Consider the following 23,471-nt stretch of genomic DNA (forward strand, 5'->3'; position numbering starts at 1 on the left):
TGAGATTGTTTCACTTTTATCCACCACCTTCATGATTAAAATTCAAAAAGTAGTTGGACATTATAAGAAAGGAACTTTATAATGAATACTTTTTTTAGTAATAAAAAGGCTATAGCCATTTTTGTTCTGCCTACTCTATTACTCTTTACAGTAATAGTCTTTTACCCTCTTTTAAACGTTATGTACGGTAGCTTTTTTGACTATAAAGGTCTAACCCCTCAGACCTTTATTGGTTTAGAACATTATAAACGTTTGATGACTGATAGTTTATTCTACACTTCATTGAAAAACGGACTTATTTTTGCCGCTATAATTACAGTTTATCAAATTGTTTTTGCCACGATATTAGCTTTTGCAGTGAATAATGCAACCATGAAAGGTCGGAGCTTCTTTAGAGTGGTATACTTTATTCCAGTAGTCCTATCCATAACAGTAGTATGTCAGTTATGGTTATCTATCCTCAATGCTGAGAACGGCTTACTTAATCAATTTTTTGAAATCATAGGTCTCGATTATCAGCAAGACTGGCTAAGTGATCGCTATAAAGCCATCTTTCCAATCTCCTTTACTAATGCATGGCAGTATATGGGCTATCATTTTGCACTTATTTTAGCTGGTATAAAATCCATTCCACAAACCTATTATGAAGCCGCTAAAATTGATGGAGCTAGTACCCTTAAAGCTCATCTTAAAATTACAATTCCTATGTTAGCTGAGACTTATAAGTTTTGCTTAATCATGGCTGTAACAGGTGGTTTAAATGCTTATACCAACATGCACATTATGACATCAGGTGGTCCTGGTACATCTACTTATACATTAACTTATATGATGGTTCGATCCATTAACAAAACTTATGAATTTGGTTATGGTATGTCATCAGCTGTTATTCTCGTACTGGAATGTCTATTGGCTACCATCTTTATCAACAGGTTATTAGCACGAGATAGAATTCAATACTAGGAGTGAAATTATGGCAAAGAAAAGACATCTCATTAGTCATACCATTTATCGAATATTTTTATGGTGTTATGCACTGTTTTCATTGTATCCTTTAATTTGGATGGGTTTTAATTCCTTGAAGAATAATCAAGAAATATTTGAGACCAATCCTTTTGGTCCACCAACTGCCTTTCGTTTTGAAAATTACATAAAGGCTTTGAGTCAATATAATGTTCCTCAATATTTTATCAACAGTATCATTGTTTCTGTTGCAACAGTTACCTTTACGATTGTACTGGGAATGATGTTCTCTTATGCTACTTCAAGAATGCGTTGGAAAGGACAGAATATTGCCAAAATTTATGTATCCATGGGGATGTTTATACCGATCCAAGCTTTGTTTATCCCCATCTTCCTGCTCATAAGTCGCATGGGAATTGTTAACACCCATTTATCTTTAATCTTGCCATACACAGCTTTTAACTTAGCCTTCTCTACCCTTGTCTTTTATGGCTTTTTTAGAAGCATTCCCTTCGAACTAGAAGAGGCTGCTTGTATTGATGGTGCTGGGATTTTTCGAACTTTCTTTAAAATCATTGTTCCAACCATTAAACCAGCCATCGCCACATTAATCATCTTCATTTTTCTTCAATCATGGAATGAATTTCCACTAGCTTCTATCCTGATTTCTGATGAAGGAATGAAGACACTACCATTAGGACTGCTTTTCTTCCAAGGTTCTTTCTCTACAGAATGGGGTCCTATGGCAGCTACAATGGTTATAGCAAGTTGTCCAACTGTTATCATTTATATCTTATTCAGTAATCAAGTAGAAAAAGCAATGACTGTAGGCGGTGCAGTTAAGGGATAGTCAATGACTATCCCTTTAAGTTTATATAGTTTTTAGGCGCAATACCAAAGTGTTTTTTAAAACTTTTACTTAAGTAACTGGCATCACTGTAACCTACCTTTTCTGCGATATATGCAAGGGTGTAGGTATCTTCAATTAATAACTCTTTAGCTTTTTCCAATCGAAGCCCTGTTATATATTCACTAACCGTCATCTTCATCTCTTTCTTAAACATGGATCTTAGATAAGTCTGGTTTATGAACTGAGCTTTTGCAATTTCTGCAACTGTAAAATCATTTCTAACATAATTAACTTCAACATATTCTCTTGCCTTTTTTGCTACTTCATAAGATCGTGTCTTACGATGTTCTATCATGTATTGAACGGTTTTACTAAAAAGCTTTTTAATCCAATGGTGTTGTTCATAATAACTATGCAACGTATCCAATGCATTAGGCGAAAAATCTGTACCAAATACATCTTCAATATTCTTCCCTGCATAGGTGATGAAACTGATCAGCAAAGATAAAAGTCCCATTGAAATGACCTGGACATAGTCACCTGCTATTCGCTTCGAGGAAATATGTTCATAAAGCTCATCTAAAACCCTTATGACTTCTTCTTCATTTTTTTCTCTTAAAAATTTCATCAGCTTCTCGTTAATTTCTACGTTAAAAATACTGATATCCTTATTCTCTTCTTTCATTAAATCATAAGTAAAAATACCTATGCAATTCTCAAGTTCGTGTTGGTTGAGAACGGATAATGCTTCAATATAAGAATGACGAACTCTACCAAAGCCTTTCTGACAACTACCGATCCCAGCTGATAGCTTAAATTCAAGATTTTTTGAAACCATGTCTGTGAACTTTCGAAAGATCTTGACATGATCACTATCCTGCCAATCCTCTTCTACCTCAAGAATCGATACCACATTTCCATGATGATCTGACAATACAAAGTGATTTCGGTTGGTTTTAATATACTCTTTTAACATCTTACCCACTGCAAATTGCCATACAGCAATTTCTTCGTCTCCCGTCATATGCATCCTCAGTACAGTAACGACAAACTTTACTGTGGTTACCTTCATACCTAAACTATCGAGTTCTGCTTTGATCTCTTTATCAGTAAAAACACTTTGTTCAAGTAGAAGATTATTAATGATACCTGCAGTAAGCAGTTCTTTATTGGTTTGATCTCTGGCTTTTAGCTCATGACTGGTTTTAATATTATTCCTAAATTTTAATAAGGTCATTAAGAGTTCTTCTTTCTGAAAAGGCTTTAAAATGTAATCTGCCACACCAAGTTTTACAGCTTTTCTCGCATACTCAAATTCACTATGACCTGTAATAAGTATCACACCCATGTCAGGATAACGCTTATACAGCTCCTCAGTTAACTCTAATCCATTCATATGGGGCATGTTGATATCTGTCAAGACAATATCTGGATAAAGCTCATCAGTTAATTCTAAAGCTTCTACACCATTCTTAGCTTCTCCAATAATATTAAAACCGTAGTCCTGCCAGTTTATTTTTTTCCTAAGGTATTCACGAAATAATGGTTCATCGTCAACAATAAGAATTCTAATCATGATGTATCTCCTCCATAGGTAAACGTATTTTTACAGTAGTTCCCTCATTCTCTTGGCTTAATATTTCAAGACCATACCCCTGACCAAAGAACAAACCTATTCGATCTTGAACATTATATAAACCAAAGTTAGTGTCATTCCGATTACCCATTAGCTCTTGAACCCTATCTTCTGACATCCCTACACCATTATCCCTTACCTCAATGTATATCTCCTGCCCTACAATACTCCCATGTATCCAAATTTGACCTTGCCTTCCCCTTGGTTTTAGACCATGATAAATAGCATTTTCTACAAGTGGTTGTAAGGTTAGTTTTACAATTCTATAAGATTTGATTTTTTCATCCACATGAATCGTATAAGTAAATACATCAGAGTAACGTATGGCTTGCAAAGCTAAATAATCCTCTACATTCTTAAATTCTTCTCCTAGAGTAATGATATCCTTACCATTACTCAAAGTGACACGATAATAGTCCGCTAGAGCTTTTGTTGCTTCACTAGCTTCATTTACTCGCTCAAGTTCGCACAATGTATAAATGACATCTAAACAATTATATAAAAAATGAGGCTTGATCTGTTCTTGAATTAATGCCATCTCATATTCTCTTTTCTTCTTTTGTTCCGATTTCACATCTTTAATCAGTTCATCGATTTTATATGTCATCTTATTAAAAGCTTTTGATAAGATTCCAATCTCATCATACCGGTCTTGCTTAACCTTAAGATCAAACTGTCCCTCCCCTATTTTTTTTGCAGACTTTGTCAGTTCTTTAAGAGGATTCGTTATAACATGGGACAATAATCGACTGTTAAGTAGTTGAATCATAACGATAGAAGCTGTTAATAGGAGAATAATATTTTTGAATTCACTTAAATCTTTTGTTTAGTCCAATAAGGGTGTCACACTCACCAATTGCCAATCTAAAGATTTGAAAGGTAATGTGGTCACAACCATTTTTTCATTATCCGTGTTATATACTTTTGAATCACGGCTTTCATAAGCATAGAAGCTTTCTTCAACTGGCACAGGAATTCGATGATTATCATCTGTCGCTAGTAATGCTTCTCCATTTTCAAATATAAAAAAGCTTGAGCTTTGCTGCTTATTAAATACATCCTTTAAGGTCTTATCTTTTATATTAATGTACAGATACCCCAATGTCTTACCGTCATGGATATCAATGATCTTTTTGCCTAGTGTTAAAACGCCTTCTTCTTGCTCAATAACAAGGTAATCTCTTTGAGTTAATTGAAACCATGTATTGATACCATTACTACCTTCCAAAGTAGTCCTATAGTCTTCCTCGTTAACCTTATCTATATTGCTTATAAGGTTAGGATGTGTGTAATGAACTGTTTCTGTGATGTCTACATAAGCAATAGAATTGATATCAGAAAATATAATCATAGCATAACTCAATTCATTATTTATTGCATTAAATAAACTGATCTTAGGTTCTGATTGCGTCCGTTCATATTTTTCAATGGTATTATTAATGTTAATAGCCAGCATGTTGGCACAGTTTTCAGCATCTTCTAAAATATCTTCCACTTGACTCACAAGAAGCCAATTATTTTCTTCTGCCGCAATAAGACTACGTTCAATAATTGTTGTTTGATGAGTATTATAAGCTATGATAGCAAATATCAGTAGTGGAATTAAAGTTAAAGGTAAATATATATATGTTAACTTTTTTCGAATAGACATATTGATGTACTTATCTTTAATGAAGTTCATATGATTTCCTCCCACCCCACAGAGTTGGTTATGCCCTCATTTATTATATAATAAAAAAAGACATGTATAAATGGAATATCCATGCTATACATGTCTTTTTCACAATTTATTTTTTAATTTTAAATTCAATACGAATGGTTAATAAATCTCTTTTTTCAACTTGAATAACGCCATTATGAGCATTGACTAACTTCTTAATATTATAAAGACCGTAACCTCGATTCTCTCCCTTTGATGAAAATCCTTTATCAAACATATGAACTGTATCAATTGCCCCATGGAAAGTATTCGTGACCTCTAGGTAAGCACAGTCATCTTTTTCATAGATTTTTAATTCTACGAAAGGGTTCTTTATTTTAGTATGCATATTAGCTTCTACTGCATTATCCAATAAGTTTCCTAGCAGACCAACTAATTCATACTTCTCAATAGGATAATTGGGTAACAGATGATCCATTTCAAACTTCAGCTGGATATCATATTTCTCAGCTTCACAAAGTTTGCTATAGATAACACCTGTAATGATCTTATCATCGATGGCCATTAATTTATTATGGAATCTTGTTAAATCAATATAATCTTCAGCATACCTTTTTAAAGCATCATATTCTTCTTCTAATACCATCATATAAATGGCATTAAGATGATTTTTGTAATCATGTTGCTGCGCACGAACTTCATCCACAAGGTCACTTATAACAGGCATATAATCTTCATAAACCTTTAATTCTTTATCTTTTAACTCAACTTGAGAACTTTTTAATAGGATAATATAGTTGATACCTACAATGAGCGAAGAGGTCACTGCAAGTAATAATAGATAGTGTTCGCCAAGTTCCCGCTCATATCTCCACGCTACCAAAACACCTAGTAATACAACCATAAAAGTACAAATGATATACTTTGAATACTTATTAGCTTTTAATTGCTTAAAATACTCTTGAGTAGGAACCCTCTTTTTTATCAGAATTATTCCTGCAATTGCGACAATATTAATAGCTATACTGATAACAGCTGTATCTGTATTGACTTTTAATAAAGTTTGAAAAAGATACCCTAAAATAAATTCTATTGTAGTGTAGATAAAAATCCCTGTAAAAAATTCAAGTACCTCACTCCGATAATCTCGCTTAAATACATGACAGGTAATAAGGAACAAAACCAGTACCAACAATGGTCCCCCTAGAAGATCCCATCGTAAATATACTAAAACACCAAATATAGCGGTGATAATTGATACAGGTATCAAACCCTTTTTAAACTGTACATGATTGCTCAGCATCGACCACATTAACAGCATGCCACTGGATTCAAGTAAGGTCAAAAAACTGGATATTAAACTTGATTGTAATAATTCTAAATCTAATGGCATCACAAGTTACTCCTTTTTTGCTACTATTTTATAGTCATTATTTTTTCTTTATGAGAACTTCCCACATAAGCTATAACATCATAATTATGAAATGAGATAGTCCATGAACTTCCTAACTTTTTATTAATTTGCTTAATATGTTTTGGGTTAATTAAATAGCTACGATGACTACGTAAAAAATCATGCTCTGATAACTTTTTTTCCATATCACTGATCTTCATATATACTTCATAGATCTGATCATGGGTGTGGATAAAACATTTTTTTCTAACAGATTCAACGAAAACAATTTTATTAACCTCAACCGAATATTGAATATGCTTAAAACTAAACATGATGCTATCCTGTTTAGTTTCTATACTCATTTGCTTACCCTTTAGTCCGTCTAGAATCTCTCCAATGACATGCTTTACCTCTTGATCCTTAAAGGGCTTATCGATAAAGTCATAGCAATGCAATTCCTTTACAGCTTTTTTAAATTGTCCGCTATCAGCAGTAATAAAGACCATTGGTGTTAACTTATAAAAGTCTTTCTGACGTATGGTACTAGCCAATTCTAACCCAGATATTTCAGGTAGACCTATATCAAAAAAGAACATATCAAAGTTATGTTCTGAAAGATATTTCATGGCTTCTTTAGCGGATTCTGCCACCCATATATTAAGCTCATCATCATATTCTTCTAATAAACGCTTTAGACGATTTCTGACAAAAATTTCATCTTCGACAATAAGTACCTTTATCATTCTTCCTTACCTCTATTATCAACATTATTCTAAATGTCTCTTTTTTAACAAGTACTAAAGAAATTATACCCTATAAAATCCGACTTTACAACTCTAAATTAGACAAGCAAAAAAAAGCCAAGCAGGAAGTCTTGGCTTTTTTTACCCCTCATATTTTATAACTAGTATAAAAAAAATGATTGTCGAAGCTAAGGTTGACATGTAGAACTCAGCCTCGACAAATATCTACTAATAGGTATCAGTGGTTACAGCATATCACAGAAAAAAGAAGAATAATATAGAAAGGGTACGAATACTCTTTTAAATGGTATGAAAAAGGAACATCTAATTACCTATTAGATGTTCCCTGTATCGTTAATTACTCTCCTAGTTTATGAACGAAAAGACCACTTCTTAATTTTGGTTCAAACCATGTTGATTTTGGTGGCATGATTTCACCAGCATCTGCTATAGATAATAAGTCATCCATAGTAGTAGGATACATAGCAAAACCAACCTTCATATCAGCTTGAACACGTCTTTCAATTTCTTCTAAACCCCTGATACCTCCAATAAAACCAATTCGTTTATCTCTTCTTGGGTCTTCAATCCCTAAGAGTGGATTGAGTAAATTGTTCTGGAGGATGGATACATCTAAACGATCTACTGGATCATCCTCGTTAAAGATTCCTTCTTTAGCAGTTAATTGATACCATTTGCCTTCCAGATACATACCGAATGTATGCTTCTTTGATGGTTTAAAAATTCCTTCTCCCCTATGCTCTTCTAGTATAAAATTCTCTTTGATTTTTTCAATGAACTCATTCTCAGTATAACCATTTAAATCTTTTACAACTCTGTTATAATCCATAATAAACAAATCTTCATCAGGGAAAATAACAGATAAGAAATAGTTAAATTCTTCTTCACCAGTATATTCAGGATAAGCTTCTCTTCTCTTCATACCAACCTTTACTGATGAAGCTGAACGATGGTGCCCATCGGCAATGTAAAGATAATCAATTCCACTAAAAATATTACTAATATTGGTTATAACCTCTTCATCATCAATAACCCAAACGATGTGGGTAATGCTGTCTTCACTTGTAAAGTTATAAGCTGGCTTATGAAACTTAATCCAGTTGTTGATTAAGGTATTCATCTCATCATTTTTACGATAAGTTAAGAAAATGGGTGCTGTATTAGCATCACAATAATCAAAGTTATTAATACGATCTACTTCCTTTTCAGGACGTGTGAATTCATGCTTCTTAATGACATTATTCCTATATTCATCAATAGAAGTACAGCCAACAATACCAGTCTGAACACGCCCATCCATGATTTGACGATAAATATAGAACTTAGGTCCTTCATCTTGGATGAGAATCCCATCTTCTAGCATTAAGTCCAGGTTACGACGAGCTGTTTCATAGACTTCTTGATCATATTGACTAATGGCTTCATCAACATCAATCTCTGCTCTTACAACATGTAGAAAAGAATGTGGATTCCCTTCAGCCATGGTTTTTGCTTCTTCTCTGTTCATTACATCATAAGGTAATGATGCTACTTCATTTCCTAATTCTTCTGTAGGTCGAATACCTTTAAAGGGTCTTACAACTGCCATCTGAGTACCTCCTATATATATTCAGCTTTATTAATCAAAGAAATCTGTTATAGTATCCACTATTTCTATGCCAATACGTGCTTGTGCTTCTTTAGTAGACGCCCCAATATGCGGTGTTACAGAAACCTTTGGGTGTTTATATAACGCTTCATTCTTAGTTGGTTCTTCTTCAAAAACATCTACTCCAGCTGCAGCTACTTTTCCAGAATCTAATGCTTCGACTAAAGCCTTTTCACATACTACACCGCCTCTAGCTGTATTGATAAGGATAACGCCATCCTTCATCTTTGCAAACTCTTCCTTACCTAAAACAGCACCTTTCTCTGCATTAAAAGGAATGTGCAAGGAAATAAAGTCTGCTTCTACTAATAAATCATCAAATGATTTAAATGCAAAATCATCATAACCTTCCATTTCACCTAGGTAATCTGTATAGATTACTTTCATACCTAAGGCACTAGCTCTCTTAGCCACTTCTCTAGCAATACGTCCAAATCCGATTAAACCTAATGTTTTACCGTTAAGTTCAATGCCTTTATATTGTTTTTTATTCCATTCATCATTTCGCATAGTTACGTTGGCGCTATGAACATGTCTAGCCACTGCAAACATATGAGCAATTGCTAGCTCTGCAACAGAAGCGCTACTTGCATTAGGTGTATTACGTACCTCAATACCATTTTCCATCGCGTAAGCTACATCAATATTATCTACACCAACACCAGCTCTTACTATTAATTTAAGTCGCTTTGTTTCTAAAGCTGCATCAATAATGGGTTGGCGTACTTTTGTAGCAGAGCGTACGATCATAGCGTCAAATTCTTTTACTTTTACCTTTAATTCTTCAACTTCATAATGCTCATCAATAACTTCAAAACCAGCATCCATTAAAGTTACCATGGCACTTTTATCCATACCATCACAAACTAATATTCTAAACATCTGATACACCTCCAGAATCTTTATAATCCAAGAATTTCTTCTATAAGAACTAGAACTTCCTTCACTTCTTCTAATGTCGTGTCAGCCATATGAGCTATTCTAAATGTTTTTTCTTTTAACTCACCATAACCATTAGAAATCGTAAATCCTCTTTCACCTAATGCTTTATTAAGTTCTGCAACACTAATACCTTTTGTATTTTTAACTGTTGTTAATGTATTAGAAGCATATTGTGGATCAGCAAGCATTTCAAAATGGGTATTAGCCCAGTTACGTACGTATTCAGCCATTTCTATGTGGCGTGCAAAGCGGTTTTCCAAGCCTTCTTCAAAAATCTTATCTAATTGATAATCCAAAGCAAACATGTGTGGTAATGAAGGCGTAGAAGGATATTGATAGTCTTTCTTTTGAATGTAATTATAAAGATTTAATAAGTCTAAATACATACCACGATTTGGTACTTCTTTAGCGGCATTCAATGCTTTTTCAGAAAATGAGCATGCAGCTAACCCTGGAGGTAAACCTAAGCATTTTTGGGTTGATGCAATACAAATGTCAACACCTAATTTATCTACTTCAATCTTTGCTCCGCCAAGTGAGCTTACTGTATCTAGGCAGAAAACAACTTCAGGATATTTTTTCACTACTTCTGCTATTGCATCCACTGGGTTCATGATACCAGTTGATGTTTCATTATGAGTAATGGTGATCAAATCATAATTTCCAGTTGATAGCACTTCATCAACCATTTCTGGTGTTGTAGGCTGTCCCCACTCTGATGCAAATTTATCAGCAGGTACACCATTAGCTATAGCCATTTGGTACCAACGGTCACCAAAAGCCCCAACTGAAAAAACAGCAGCTCTTTTACGCGTACAGGAACGAACTGCACCTTCCATTAAACCGCTACCAGAAGATGTTGACAGTAATATTTCATTTTCAGTATACATTAATTTTCGTAACTTATCGGAGATACTTCTTTGTAGAACAGATGCTTCTTTTGTACGGTGCCCAATCATAGGTGTCGCTAATTTTTGAAGTACATCATCTGATACCTCAACAGGTCCTGGAATAAATAGTTTCTTATGCATTTAATAATCCTCCCATGATATATAGATTGTTTAATAGTAGATTATCTATCTTCAATCCCATGAATTTAAAAACCCATACGATTTGAATTCTATTATGGATACATTTTAAATATTGAAATTACTATCACAGTTTCAAAAGTTAAGACAAATTAAAATTAATACTGATTACACTAATTTATAGTGCGTATATTACATTAACCTTAATAATTAGTTTTATTTAAAGCAAAACTTAGAACCTTTTTATTGGTGTTATTATAACATAATAAATAGCATTTTTAGTGAAACAAACTTAATTTTCGGAATCTTTTCTACTCATCTTAATATCCAACGAATATTTTATGAATATTTTCGTATAAACAGGATATTTTTAAATTTCTATTGTTGAATTCCCCCAAAACTTTTTGCTGTTTAAAACTAATTTCAGTATTATTGCAATAGTTCAACATCTACATTGTGACAGCCGTAGATTCTTTATGGTTTCTGCCTTTTAAAATAATACAATTTCTTTAAAGTTAAAACACCACACCAGCTTGCTCTTGCTCCTTGCCAAGCCTCTTCATAAACACCCCAACTCCAATGAGGTTCTATTCTTCCCTGCTCATCTAACAGCTCCATGAAGTACTTCTCATTTTTTCTTATTTCTTCCTCTACTAATTCAAATGTTTCATTATCTATCTTTTCAATAAAATCCAATGGCATCGACACATAAGTCTTCCACTTTTCTTGATCATAACAGACAAGATTTCTAATTGCTTTCACTAGATGATTTCTAATACGAAGTTGATCCTGACTATTTAATTGTTGATATAACCGGATAAAACAGTATATTTCATGGGGTGATTCTAGTTGGTTACAAGCAAGAAAATATTCAATAGTATATTCTTTTAATGCATCTATATCTATAGTTGTAATAAATTGTTGATAGGCTAAGAGATAACTAATAATCTCTGCAGATGGGTTCCCCCAAAACTTGTCTATTACAGTTTGTCCATTTTCAGAGTTAAAATGCCACCATGGTGCATGTGGGAAATCATTGACTTCCTTGCGTAGTGCAAACCACCCTTTTCGTGCTGGAATATAGTTAGCTTCAAAGTATTTGATGGCGTTCTTAACCATCTCTATTACCTGATTATTTTGCTCCAGTTTTATTAAAATCTGCATAGCAACTGTAGTTGCCATAGGCGTTGATAATGGTAAATGAAAATCCGATTCTATACCATGACCAAAACCACCATCTTCATTCTGATACGCTTTTAAAGCTTCAAGAACTCTCTCGATACTACCATCATCAAAATGGTAGGCTAGTAAACTTTGTTCTAACTCACGCCATTGATTGGACTCTTCTCTTATTTTGTTCATTGTTTCTGACTTGATCATCATGTGTCTCCTCCTATGTATTCATCTAAAATCCCATTCTATAGTTAAAGTGCTAATAGACTAACCTTACTCTATTTTCTTATTCATAACATGTACCCCTTTATATGATTGAGTTATATCCTTGAATGCTTTATTTCATACGTTTTGCAATAGGATGATCTTCATTCAACTGAAGCAAATCCCACAGGTTACCATAAAGATCTTTAAATACAGCTACCATACCATATGGTGCCTCTTTAGGTTCTCTCACAAATTCAATTCCTCTTTCAATCATTTCATTATAATCTCTCCAGAAATCATCAGTGTTTAAGAATAAAAAAACTCTACCTCCAGATTGATTACCAACAAAGGGCTCTTGTTCTGGTTTTGATGCTCTAGCAAGTAATATAGTTGTCCCAATTGAACCTGGTGGCGAAACAACTACCCATCGCTTATCTTGTTCAGGTTGATAGGTATCCTCAACTAATGTAAAATTTAATTTTTTGGTATAAAATTCTATTGCCTCATCATAGTCTCTAACCACTAAAGCTATATGAACTATTGATTGAATCATTTTAATACTCCTCCTTCTGGTTATTCATACTTTACATCAATAACTTTTAATGTACGATCATCAATCTTTATCTTATAAGTAATAATACTATTTGGTTCTGACCCTAGTGCGTCCTCTCAAATTCAATCACTCATTTCATCTATTTGAGTAAAATTATACCACATAATAGATTTAAATGGAATTTAGGTACTAAAAAATCACCCTAATGAGGGTGATTTCTTACTCTTTAACACCTGTTCCGACACCTGCCAAACCCTTTTCGAAATACTTTTGTAAAGTAAAATAAATCAATAGGGTCGGCAGAACAGCAACAGATGCACCTGTCATAATCATCGGCCAGTTAATATTATATTGCCCTTGAAAAGCCTTTAATGCTACTTGAATAGTATACATTTCTTGTGAACGGGCTACTGTTAATGGCCATAAGTAATTATTCCATTGTGTTAAAAAAGAAAAAATGGCAACTAATGATACAGCCGGTTTAGCTAAAGGCATAATAATTCTTGAGTAGATAATGAACTTATTAGCGCCATCGATTTTGGCTGCTTCGTCTAAATCCATTGGTATGGTTAGGAAGAACTGCCGCATCATGAATACGCCAAATCCAGTTACTGCAAAAGGAATGATAAGTCCTAAGTATGTATCCAACCAACCATTTGCCCCACCAAAAGGCATGTTTTTCATCATTGTGAACAAGGGTACTACCAATAATCCAGGTGGGACCATCATAGTTGCCAATGCTAACATAAATAAAGTATCTTTCCCATAGAACTTCAATCTAGCAAAGCCATACCCAGCCAGAGAAGATAGTGTAATATTAATGATCACTGATGTTGTGGCAACAATTAAACTATTCAAAAATGCTCTTGGTAGATTAGTGCTAAATACATCAATATAATTTTTCAAATAGAGTTGATCTGGTATGATTTTAGGAGGCCACATCATGACATCAGCTTGAGTCTTTATAGACGTCATAAACATCCATAAGTAAGGTCCTAAATATACAATCAAAATAAGTGTTGCAAGTACATAGATACCAATGAGTTTTAAACGCTTACTTTTCTCACACATCTCTTACGCCCTCCTCTTAGAAATTTTAAGCTGCATAATTGTGAATACTAATAAGAATGGAACAATGAGAAGGGATAAAGTTGCCCCATAACCAACGTTATTATATTCAAATGCTTGTCTCCAGATATACTTGATGGATACAAGTGTTGAATCCAAAGGACCACCATTTGTTAATACGTCTACGATTGCTACAACTTGGAATGATCCAATCACTGCCATAACGATGGTATATACTAAAGTATGAATAATACCCGGTAAGCTGACATTCCAAAACTTCTGCCAGCCATTAGCACCATCTATATCTGCAGCTTCATATAAACTCTTTGGAATGCCTTCCAATGCTGCTAAATAAATTGGTGTATTGTAGGATATACCACGCCAAGCCCCTACAAGCATAACAACCCCCATAGCCCATGGAGTTGTTAAAAGCCATTGCGGTGGATCAGTATTTCCCATAACACGTAAGAAATAATTTAAAATACCTAACTGCCCATCAAATATCCATAAGAAGATCATAGCAGTAATAACCTCAGATGTTACAGTGGGTAAAAAATACATAACTTTATAAAAACGCTTTCCTTTAAACTGTCTATTAAGAAATACTGCCATTGCTAATGCACCACTAAGTCCAATAGTTGATGAACCCACTGTATAGACTAATGTATTTAGAAGACTTTTCCAAAAAAGTCCATCACTAAAAGCTCTAATGTAATTCTTGAACCCTACAAACTCTGCTGGATTAGGGATTTGATATTTAAAGAAACTTAGATAAACTAAATAGATAATAGGTATAAGTGCAAAGGTAATTAAAAATGTCATCGCAGGCATAACAAATAAAAAGGAGGTTAGATGATCTTTATATATGACGTTACGCTGTTTTCTTCTGCTCTCCATAGATATTCTCCTTTTCTTTTAGAATGGGATACCTACCCAAGTAGATATCCCTTTGTTCAAGTCTATTGACCAATTTCATTCTCAGCGATTTTTTGTGCACTGTTCAATAATTCTTCTGGATCGCCACCATCAAAGGATGCACGAATTGCATTTCTCCATGCGTCATTTGATTCTGCAAAAGCTTCTAATTTATAGGGTTTAGCATCAGCTAATGTCTCTATAAAAGGTACCATTAGTGGGTCATTGAAGAAAGGATCATTAATCTGATCTTTTTTCACTGGATATCTACCCATCTCTTTAGCCATGGCCATGGCACATGCATCTGATGTAAACCATTTCATCAACTCAAATGAAACCTCTTTATTAGCTGCACCCTTAGGTATAAATAAACTACCTCCACCAGAAACAGCTCCTGCTCCAACACCTGGTACTACTGCAGTCCCTACTTTATCATACATCTCAGGATATTCATTCTTAATACGTGCTAAATCCCAAGGTCCAGATATGAATTGCACAGCTCTTTCACTACCAAACATAGCAACTGGATGATCTGATTGTCTTTTTTGTGGTGGTGGTACAGGTGATGCTTTTTCTTTGGATAATTGAATATAATCCGTCAAAGTATTAATAACTACAGGATCATTTAATGTTGGTTGACCATTCTCTAATAAATCTCCACCGTTAGCTACAAGCACTCCAAATAGGTTCCAAGAACTTGCAGAACTAACAAAACCATAACGTGAACCATCTTCTTTAGATAATTGCTTAGATACTTCTAATAATTCTTCTAAAGTATTAGGTGCTTCTACAATACCTTCTTGTTCATAGATCTCTTTATTATAGATTAGCATAATCGTATTGATATCTAATGGTACACCATATTTAGTTCCACCCCAAGTAACATCTTCCATTGCACCTGGTAAAAACTCCTCTTCTGCTCCCCACTCTGTCCATAGGTCATCAATTGGTTCAGCAAAACCTTGATTCCCTGCAACAAAGGCATGTTGATGTGCCATATCAGGTGCTGCTCCACCGTTAACAGCTAATCGTGTCTTATTCATCATATCTTCCCATACAATCCCAGTCACTTTGATATTGACATTAGGATAAGACTGTTTAAATTTATCCATTGTATTGGTTAGTGGTGCTTGTTCTGAATAATCGGCAGCTAACCAAACTTCTAATGTAACGTCACCCATATTAGCTATTTTCTCATTTATTTCAGGATAGCCTTCTGAAGCAAAACTCTTTCCTGATGCTGTATCATCAGTAGCATCTTTTTCTGATGCATCATTTTTTACTTCTTTTTTAACTTCTTGATCTTGTTTTTCTTCATTAGTCGTACTGCATGCTGTTAAGGTTAAAATAAGAATAAGTATGATACTACACCATCTTGCTAATTTTCTCATTATTGCCCCTCCTTAAATTTTCAAAACTAAAAGTTACTTGTTGATGCTTTCTGAATTTTTCATTGGCGATACCGCTGACCTTATACTAAATCCTTTTTTATAAATTGTAAACAATACCATTTAATAAGAACCATTAAATTTACTACTTAAATGTGCTAAAATAATAGTAATACTTAAAAACTCACTGCATTTTTGTTAAATATGACATTGAAAAGCAATATTGATGGTTAAACATTGACTACTTGTCTCATATAATAAGATTGGGTGTTGTAATCACTATGGGGGTGGATTGATGAAAGCAACTGGTAAACTTTATAGACAACTACTTATGAACTTTCTTATATTTTTAACAATTCCAATCATAATCTATATTCTTTTCTTTCAAATAAGCATAGCACAATATTTTAAAGATATCATACATGAATCTAATAAGCATCAATTACTTTTACTTCAAAATGATTTTGAGCAAGCTATTGAATCTACTAAGAGAAATGCATTGTTTATTGTTTTGGACCAAAATGTCCAAGAGCTTTTTAGATTACAGAATGCTGGTGATTCTTCTAGTAGTCATTATTTAAAGAAGCAGATTGATGTTATGTCTTCGATTTCAGATAAGGTAGCTTCACAAGATGATATAATCCATTCAATCTATATCTATAATTATCAAACTGGTCATTTGTTAACCTCTGATGAGATCAGTACATATGAGCATAACTTTTATGATACCTCTTGGATATCGACTTATGAAGCTAATCATGTATTTACAATCCTTCCTCAGCGAAAACCTTACGATCAAGATTTGGCTATGCCATTTCTACTTGATAGTAAGGCTAATTATGATGTTATAACGATGATCTATCCAATTACCACTTACTCAGATGGAGGGAAGGATGGAGCTATCATCCTTAATATCTATAAGGATGCCATTGATGCTTTACAATCTGTTTATGATGAAAACTATGTGATTGTTGATACAAAGGGAGATATTATCACATCTATTGCAGATGAAGAATTACTCCTTCAAGTTAGTCAGTCAAAAGAATTTGATGAAGTCATTATGTCTAAAAATAATCTTGGGTATACAGAACTTACTCTGGATAAAGAAAACTATTTGATGATGTACCAGAATTCATTAACGACACATTTTACGTATATTAAGCTAGCCTCTATTGATAACCTGTATAATCTTCTTAATAAAGCTAAGTTCATCTTAATATTTCTCACTAGTTTCATACTTTTGACTGGTATTCTCTACTCCATAAGGAGAACACAGAACTTTTACAATCCAGTTGAAAGAATCATGAAGCAACTCAATAACAAACAAATTGGTACTTCACTCACCAATCAAAATGAACTCAACTTTATTTACAAAGCAGTGGATCAACTGATTGAGGAAGATCAAAAGATAACAGAATTACTAAAGGAAAATCAAAATAATATAGAAAAGTCACAAATACTTGAACTTTTACGTGGTAAGGTAGATGAAGAATCCAATACTCTTTTTCAAGAACCATGGTTATATTGTTGTATTCTACTATCCATTGATCAATACAAACAGTTTGCTGAAAAATACAGCTATAAAGATCAGTATTCTTTTAAAACCATCCTTTTACATTTAGCAGTTGAACATATCAACCAATATGGTAAAGGTATCGGAGTTCTGTTAGAAAATGATAAAATTGCAGTTGTGACACTCATTAATCCACAGCAAAAATCTGATATTTCGACCATTATTAATATGATAGGGGAAAAACTCATAGAAAAAACAAGCCGATTAGATACTTTCTCAATTAGTATAAGTATGGGGAATGCTTATAATAACATTAATGAAATTCGCTACTCCTTCTTAGAAGCTCTAGAAGCATTAAAGTATCGTATGACCTACGGTTATAAGAGTATCATACCCTATAATAAAATCCCCCATGAAAGTGATGAGCCTATTGAGCTACCATTACCTAATATCGTATCTCTTTTAGGTAAGAACGATTTGGAGGAAGTAAAAGTTCTGTTAAATCAATACTTTATTGACTTAAAGACTATGAAAAATATTAATAATGAAAATGTTTTTAATTACCTATATCCTCTTATTAGTTCAATAATGGATTTCCTATATAAGAGCAACTTAACTATGGCTCAAATTTCTTATGATCATTCGTCCATCTATCATACAGTACTGGAAAAGGAAACACTAGGAGAAATCCAAAGCGAGTTATTTACCCTTTGTCATAGGATTATTGACTACCGAAATAAGCTTGCCTCAGAAAATAACTACATCCAACGTGTACTTCGCTATATTGATGATCATTATACTGACCCTAGCCTAGATATAAACAAAATAGCGGATGATATTGGTATTAGTTATTCCTATATTCGCAAGCTTATCAAAGAGGAAACTGGAAATAGCGTCATTCATTATATAAATCACTTACGTATACAAGCTTCAAAAGACATGTTGGTGGGTACTCAGTTAAAAGTGAAAGATATAGCTTTAGCTGTGGGCTACAACACAGATCAGAGTTATTCAAGGTACTTCAAGAAATTTGAGGATATGACACCGGGGGAATTTAGAAAAAACTTTACACATTCACTTCAAAGTGACTGATCCAACTTCACATTGTTCTACTGTGACTTACGTCATGTTTCAGGTATGTGCAGGAAAGTATGGTTCCTTACTTAATCATTTCATACTCATCTTCCTTATGGCGTAGTGCTTCTAATAATTCTTCATTATACTTTGTGTTACAAATTACATGTTTATTTCCTAATAAAAAAAAGCGAAGAGTATTCTTCGCTTATTTAGGGTAGGAATCAACAATTTCATTAGCTACATAAAGTAAATGAAAATTGTTGTAACCAGCATCTATTTTCAAATATTAAGTTAGATAACGTTATTAACTAAATTTTTCATCCATTTTTTCGAATAGGTGAGTTTTAATCCAATGAGTAACCTAACTATTTCCTCAATAGCAATTACTAAATATACAATGTGAATGGGGAGTTTAAATACAAAGGCGGCAATGAACCCTAACGGTACACCTATGCCCCATATACCAAGTAATTCAAGATAAAGAGTTAATTTAGTTCTTCCTCCACTTCTTAGGATACCACCGCTAACAATCATATTAGATACTTTAACAAATAAAATAATACCGAATATGATTAGTATTTTGATCCCATGTTCTTTAACCTCCTGTGATACATTAAATGCATTCACATAAAGACTAGAAAACAACATGATCAAAAGTCCTACTATTAAAGAACCCATTATACCTATACGTATAAATTTCTTTGAATATTCAAATGCTATATCATTTCTATTGGCTCCTAATTCTTTGCCTAGTATAATTCCAGTTGCACTACCTAGCCCTACGAAAAAAGCAATACAAAGTGATTGAATAGGATATGTAATTGTCATGGCTGCCACCTCATTGGTTCCCATTCTTCCATAAATCACCGAGAACATGGAATCACCTACAGCCCATATTCCCTCATTAAGTAATAGGGGACAAGTCGTCACTAAAAAACTTTTTATAAGATCCTTAGAACTGATACACATTTCTCTTACTGGAACAGCACAAGGATATTTTCTAATATACATTATGGTAATCAACACTGTACATTCTATTACGCGACTAATAGTGGTTGCTAAAGCAGCTCCTCGTACTCCTAATTGCGGTAATCCAAATCTTCCAAATATCAATATATAATTTAATGCTGTATTGAGAAGCACAGACAATAACCCTATGTACATTGGGAGCCTAGCATTCTCTGTGCTTCTTAAAACAGATGAATAGGTCATAACAAGAAACATGGGAAAAAACCCTATTGAAATGATCTTCATATAAGAACTGCCCTGTACAATAACATATTGATCTTGAGAAAAAATTCCCATGATAGTTTGGGGGGCTATTAATGATAGTAAGGTAAATAGGGTCGTTATAAGCGTACCAAGCAATAATGTGCTACCTATTATTTGCCCGATATGTTTTGTACTCTGCTTCCCCCAAAATTGAGCTGTAAAGATGGAGGCTGCAGATGTGATCCCTCCAAGTGATAAAAATAATATGAAGGAAAATTTAGATCCTAACCCAACTGCCGCTATGGATGTTTCCCCAAGCTGCCCAATCATAAACTGATCTATCATATTTAATGAAGCCTGAATCAAACTCTGTAAAGAAATAGGTATAGCGATATTTAAAATTGTTCGAATATAATTTTTATCCTTTAGAATTCTCATGTCATCTTCACCATCCCCCTAGCAAACTTATCATTCAAGTTTATTCTTTATAATTTCATTATGACAATTCTCTTGTTCTAAGAGAGTGTTCAGTAACACTGATTGATCAACTACCTCTTTTCCATATATCTTATTTAACTTTAGGAGATAAATATCATGGTGAATATGTTCTGCAACAATAGAAGCTAATAGCTTATTATCTGTAAAAGTACCTAAAAATTGTTGATGATTTTCACCGTTAGCAATAAGAGTTTTTTTATAATCAACTACAAGCATCATTCTCGTATCAGCCCCACAACTTGCTACCTCTATACCGTGTGAATAGAATTCTACCGGTATATCTTCTGTATCGAATTTTGAAAAAGAGAAAACAATAATCCTAACCCCTCTTTTCTTTAACTCTCTCAATTCCTTAGAAAACAGTTGGAGGTTAAAGTCTGTATTCATATAAACTTCTTCTTCTGCCATTAATAATAGCTCTTTAACCTTTAAAATTATATTGTCATACCCTTCTATATTCAAGTAACGCTCTTCAGTATCTTTTTGATTAACCTTTGATAGTTCATCTTTTAATATATCTGCAGATTGTATAAAATCTTTTTTCATATTATCGATTAAAACTTCAGGATTTTGAGCTTTATAAATACTGACATCACCAGGTACTAAAGATACAATACCCCTTTTATATAGATTATCTAAAGCAGCATATATTGAAGATCTAGATAATTTTATTTTTTTAGCAATCTGATAGCCCGATTGGTTAGGATATGTCAATAAAGTCACATATACCTCTGCTTCAGTTTTTGTAAAGTTTAATTTCTCTAACATCGATAAAATTTTCTCCATGAACTTTCAACCCCATTCATTAGTAGTACACGATGTACTACTACTTCTTGTTATTATCTTATAATATAATTTTCCTATTGTCAAGGTTTTTCATCCTAAGTAAAAAAGCGAAGATTTCTCTTCGCTTTTCATCCCTTAATCTATGGCACCCATTGGACATTTTTCTTTCGATGATTGAATTTCTACTGGATTTACTTTACTTAAATTATCAATCTTTATTACTGCTTTCCCATTCTTCATTTCATATAGATTTGGATATTCTCTAGAACACAAACCACATCCCACACATAATTTCTCATCAATTATTAACTGACCATCTTTATTTTTACTCTGCTCTACATCAATACTTTTTACGACGATTTTCATAATAAAAGCCATAATAAAGATAGATATAATGGTTAGAATCCATCTTACCACCATGTATTGCATTCCCATAAATTTGGCCTCATTAATCAACATTGGAACTTTGACAACAGCCCACGAGCTTAGAATAATGACGATATTTTGAATACTTGCTCCTTTATTTAAAAGCGTCTTACATACTGGAAATGCGGCATATATGGGCCCTGCTGATAGTGAACCAATAGCGAAGGAAAGAAGCTTACCTTTAAAGCCTGATTGATCCCCTAATTTATCCATAATCACTTTTGTTGGAACCCAAGTTTGAATCATCGCTGTTAGTATAAAAATAGCCGGCATAATCTTTACCATTTCAATGAAATAGTACTTACTTTCACTTAACCCTTTAAGAGCTAATTCATAATCATACAAAAAAACAATAAGATACCCAACACATGAGAACAATAAAATCTTATGACGTTTTACTAATTTCATCATGATAAGACCACCCCCACAGCTAATGCAATAACTATAGCGAATAAAAAGCTTAGAACATTTCTCTTAATAGCAAAACTCTTACCAAAAGTTGAACTCTCCAGAGGAAATGTTACGAATCCAACCATTGTCAGAGTGGTCAGGAATGCAGTCAAGGTAACAAGTCCAGCGCCATTGGCTTTTAATGATCCAATTAGTGGAAAGGCTACAAATGCAGGTATCAAGGTAATGGTACCAACGATTGCCGCACCCAGTGTTGCAAAAAAACTACTCTCAGTGCCTAATAAACTCTCTATCCTCTCTGGAGGAATAATAGCCAATATTAAGCCGATCAACAAGAGTATACCGATGATATCAGATAGCATACTTGACATCATTCCTTTTGCTTTCTTAATAGAATTTAGCGTTTTTGCTTTATCTTTATGTAGTGACACCACTAAAACAACGACTGTAGCAATAAGCAAAATAATTGTTGTCATGATCTTCTCCTTTCTAATCGTTAATGATTATAAAAAATTCATTAATAGTTGTTATATTTATCTTAAATAATTCCATAAGTAAAAGCCGTAATAGTTATTACGACTTCATTATTTTTCTAATTCTAATTCAATTTTATCTACATCCAAAATCTTAATATAATCTTTGTTATATTCAATAAGCCCATCAGCCTTCATTCGAATTAATTCATTGGATAGTGCTGGTCTAGAAACGCCAAACATTTCAGCCATCTTAGTCCTAACTGCAACTTTTACCATCTTATCATTTTGGCGTTTATATTCCGTTAGCAAATAATGTGTAATTTTTTTTCGGATTGTTCCAAAGGATATAAACTTAACTTTCTCACTGAGATAGATTACCTGATTGGATAGAATCTTAACGAAATTTTCAAAGAAACCCCGATGTGCCATGCACATATCCCCTATATCTTTCTGTGATACAAATAATATTTCCGTTACTGTTTTACAGATGATGGTACTTGGGTAATAGTTACAATCCGCAAATACTGTTGGGTTTCCAATAAGATCCCCTTTTTTTAAAGATCTCACCTGAAGGGTTTTTCCGGTTTCATACACTTTCTTAACAGCTACTTCTCCAGATAATATGATTCCTAGTGTTTTGATTGCATCCCCCTCTATGGCTACAACTTGATCCTTTGAAAACTTCTTGGATATATAGTGATGCTCTTTAAGTAAACTCTCTATTTCATTGACTTTAAATCCCTCAAACAATGCACTATCTTGCAACTGCTTATAAATCCTTTCCAAGTACCTTCCCCCATTTCAGAATTCTTTTAAATCATTATATCACAATTTAATGATTTAGTAAGCTTATTGCAACTGAGAGATTAATCCATTGTCCT

The 23,471-nt window shown here is 33.5% G+C and carries 21 protein-coding genes; 3 read left to right on the forward strand and 18 right to left on the reverse strand.

Annotated elements, in window-relative coordinates; genetic code table 11:
* The first annotated feature begins 81 nt into the window (after positions 1-81).
* Both C1Y58_RS18355 and C1Y58_RS18360 read left to right on the forward strand, forming a co-directional pair.
* Positions 82-963, forward strand: a complete 882-nt coding sequence (locus tag C1Y58_RS18355; protein WP_105617657.1) for a carbohydrate ABC transporter permease — start codon at positions 82-84, stop codon at positions 961-963.
* 10 nt (positions 964-973) lie between these two features.
* On the forward strand, positions 974-1,813 hold the full coding sequence (locus C1Y58_RS18360; protein ID WP_105617658.1) for a carbohydrate ABC transporter permease: 840 nt from the start codon (positions 974-976) through the stop codon (positions 1,811-1,813).
* A gap of 7 nt (positions 1,814-1,820) precedes the next feature.
* On the opposite strand, the gene C1Y58_RS18365 is transcribed toward C1Y58_RS18360, so the two are convergent.
* From C1Y58_RS18365 to C1Y58_RS18425, 13 genes are all read right to left on the reverse strand, one after another.
* The gene (locus tag C1Y58_RS18365) at positions 1,821-3,389 is read right to left on the reverse strand and encodes a response regulator transcription factor (RefSeq protein ID WP_105617660.1); all 1,569 of its coding nucleotides are present in this window, start codon (positions 3,387-3,389) and stop codon (positions 1,821-1,823) included.
* Positions 3,382-4,218 (reverse strand): sensor histidine kinase, encoded by an 837-nt coding sequence (locus C1Y58_RS18370; protein WP_105617662.1) that lies wholly within the window; start codon positions 4,216-4,218, stop codon positions 3,382-3,384. The genes C1Y58_RS18365 and C1Y58_RS18370 overlap by 8 nt, the downstream gene beginning before the upstream one ends.
* Positions 4,219-4,275: 57 nt before the next feature.
* Positions 4,276-5,130 (reverse strand): cache domain-containing protein, encoded by an 855-nt coding sequence (locus tag C1Y58_RS18375; protein WP_105617663.1) that lies wholly within the window; start codon positions 5,128-5,130, stop codon positions 4,276-4,278.
* Positions 5,131-5,236: 106 nt separating this feature from the next.
* Positions 5,237-6,502, reverse strand: coding sequence for a sensor histidine kinase (locus tag C1Y58_RS18380; RefSeq protein WP_105617665.1), 1,266 nt, complete (start codon positions 6,500-6,502; stop codon positions 5,237-5,239).
* Positions 6,503-6,525: 23 nt separating this feature from the next.
* A complete protein-coding gene (locus C1Y58_RS18385; protein WP_105617667.1) occupies positions 6,526-7,248 on the reverse strand; it encodes a LytR/AlgR family response regulator transcription factor in 723 nt (240 codons plus the stop codon).
* Positions 7,249-7,606: 358 nt separating this feature from the next.
* Positions 7,607-8,857, reverse strand: a complete 1,251-nt coding sequence (locus tag C1Y58_RS18390) for a DUF1015 domain-containing protein (RefSeq protein WP_105617669.1) — start codon at positions 8,855-8,857, stop codon at positions 7,607-7,609.
* 30 nt (positions 8,858-8,887) lie between these two features.
* The gene (locus C1Y58_RS18395; RefSeq protein WP_105617670.1) at positions 8,888-9,799 is read right to left on the reverse strand and encodes a D-2-hydroxyacid dehydrogenase; all 912 of its coding nucleotides are present in this window, start codon (positions 9,797-9,799) and stop codon (positions 8,888-8,890) included.
* Positions 9,800-9,819: 20 nt separating this feature from the next.
* Positions 9,820-10,890 carry a pyridoxal-phosphate-dependent aminotransferase family protein gene (locus tag C1Y58_RS18400; RefSeq protein ID WP_105617672.1) on the reverse strand — a complete coding sequence of 357 codons (1,071 nt, stop codon included), beginning with the start codon at positions 10,888-10,890 and terminating at the stop codon, positions 9,820-9,822.
* 471 nt (positions 10,891-11,361) lie between these two features.
* The gene (locus C1Y58_RS18405; protein ID WP_105617673.1) at positions 11,362-12,270 is read right to left on the reverse strand and encodes a prenyltransferase/squalene oxidase repeat-containing protein; all 909 of its coding nucleotides are present in this window, start codon (positions 12,268-12,270) and stop codon (positions 11,362-11,364) included.
* A 127-nt stretch (positions 12,271-12,397) separates the two neighbouring features.
* On the reverse strand, positions 12,398-12,820 hold the full coding sequence (locus C1Y58_RS18410; protein WP_105617675.1) for a VOC family protein: 423 nt from the start codon (positions 12,818-12,820) through the stop codon (positions 12,398-12,400).
* A gap of 219 nt (positions 12,821-13,039) precedes the next feature.
* Complete coding sequence (locus C1Y58_RS18415; protein WP_105617677.1) at positions 13,040-13,891, reverse strand: carbohydrate ABC transporter permease; 852 nt, start codon at positions 13,889-13,891, stop codon at positions 13,040-13,042.
* A 3-nt stretch (positions 13,892-13,894) separates the two neighbouring features.
* Positions 13,895-14,785: a carbohydrate ABC transporter permease gene (locus tag C1Y58_RS18420; RefSeq protein ID WP_105617678.1), complete on the reverse strand. Its 891-nt coding sequence runs from the start codon at positions 14,783-14,785 to the stop codon at positions 13,895-13,897.
* Between the two features lie 62 nt (positions 14,786-14,847).
* Positions 14,848-16,194 carry an ABC transporter substrate-binding protein gene (locus tag C1Y58_RS18425; RefSeq protein ID WP_105617680.1) on the reverse strand — a complete coding sequence of 449 codons (1,347 nt, stop codon included), beginning with the start codon at positions 16,192-16,194 and terminating at the stop codon, positions 14,848-14,850.
* 292 nt (positions 16,195-16,486) lie between these two features.
* On the opposite strand from C1Y58_RS18425, the gene C1Y58_RS18430 reads away from it, so the two are divergent.
* Positions 16,487-18,796, forward strand: a complete 2,310-nt coding sequence (locus C1Y58_RS18430) for a helix-turn-helix domain-containing protein (protein WP_105617681.1) — start codon at positions 16,487-16,489, stop codon at positions 18,794-18,796.
* Between the two features lie 276 nt (positions 18,797-19,072).
* Here the strand turns inward: C1Y58_RS18430 and C1Y58_RS18435 are convergent, their stop codons facing one another.
* The 5 genes from C1Y58_RS18435 to C1Y58_RS18455 all read right to left on the reverse strand — a co-directional run bounded on the left by C1Y58_RS18435 (position 19,073) and on the right by C1Y58_RS18455 (position 23,376).
* Positions 19,073-20,431 (reverse strand): MATE family efflux transporter, encoded by a 1,359-nt coding sequence (locus tag C1Y58_RS18435; RefSeq protein ID WP_105617682.1) that lies wholly within the window; start codon positions 20,429-20,431, stop codon positions 19,073-19,075.
* Positions 20,432-20,461: 30 nt separating this feature from the next.
* Positions 20,462-21,277 (reverse strand): TrmB family transcriptional regulator, encoded by an 816-nt coding sequence (locus C1Y58_RS18440; protein ID WP_105617684.1) that lies wholly within the window; start codon positions 21,275-21,277, stop codon positions 20,462-20,464.
* Between the two features lie 135 nt (positions 21,278-21,412).
* Positions 21,413-22,114: a permease gene (locus tag C1Y58_RS18445; protein ID WP_105617686.1), complete on the reverse strand. Its 702-nt coding sequence runs from the start codon at positions 22,112-22,114 to the stop codon at positions 21,413-21,415.
* Entirely contained in the window at positions 22,111-22,590 is a 480-nt protein-coding gene (locus C1Y58_RS18450) for a permease (protein WP_105617688.1), read from the reverse strand. Before C1Y58_RS18450 ends, C1Y58_RS18445 begins: the two co-directional genes overlap by 4 nt.
* A 108-nt stretch (positions 22,591-22,698) precedes the next feature.
* The gene (locus C1Y58_RS18455) at positions 22,699-23,376 is read right to left on the reverse strand and encodes a Crp/Fnr family transcriptional regulator (RefSeq protein ID WP_105617690.1); all 678 of its coding nucleotides are present in this window, start codon (positions 23,374-23,376) and stop codon (positions 22,699-22,701) included.
* Positions 23,377-23,471: the final 95 nt, after the last annotated feature.

Source organism: Vallitalea okinawensis (assembly GCF_002964605.1).
Classification (GTDB): Bacteria; Bacillota; Clostridia; order Lachnospirales; family PQDH01; genus Vallitalea_A; species Vallitalea_A okinawensis.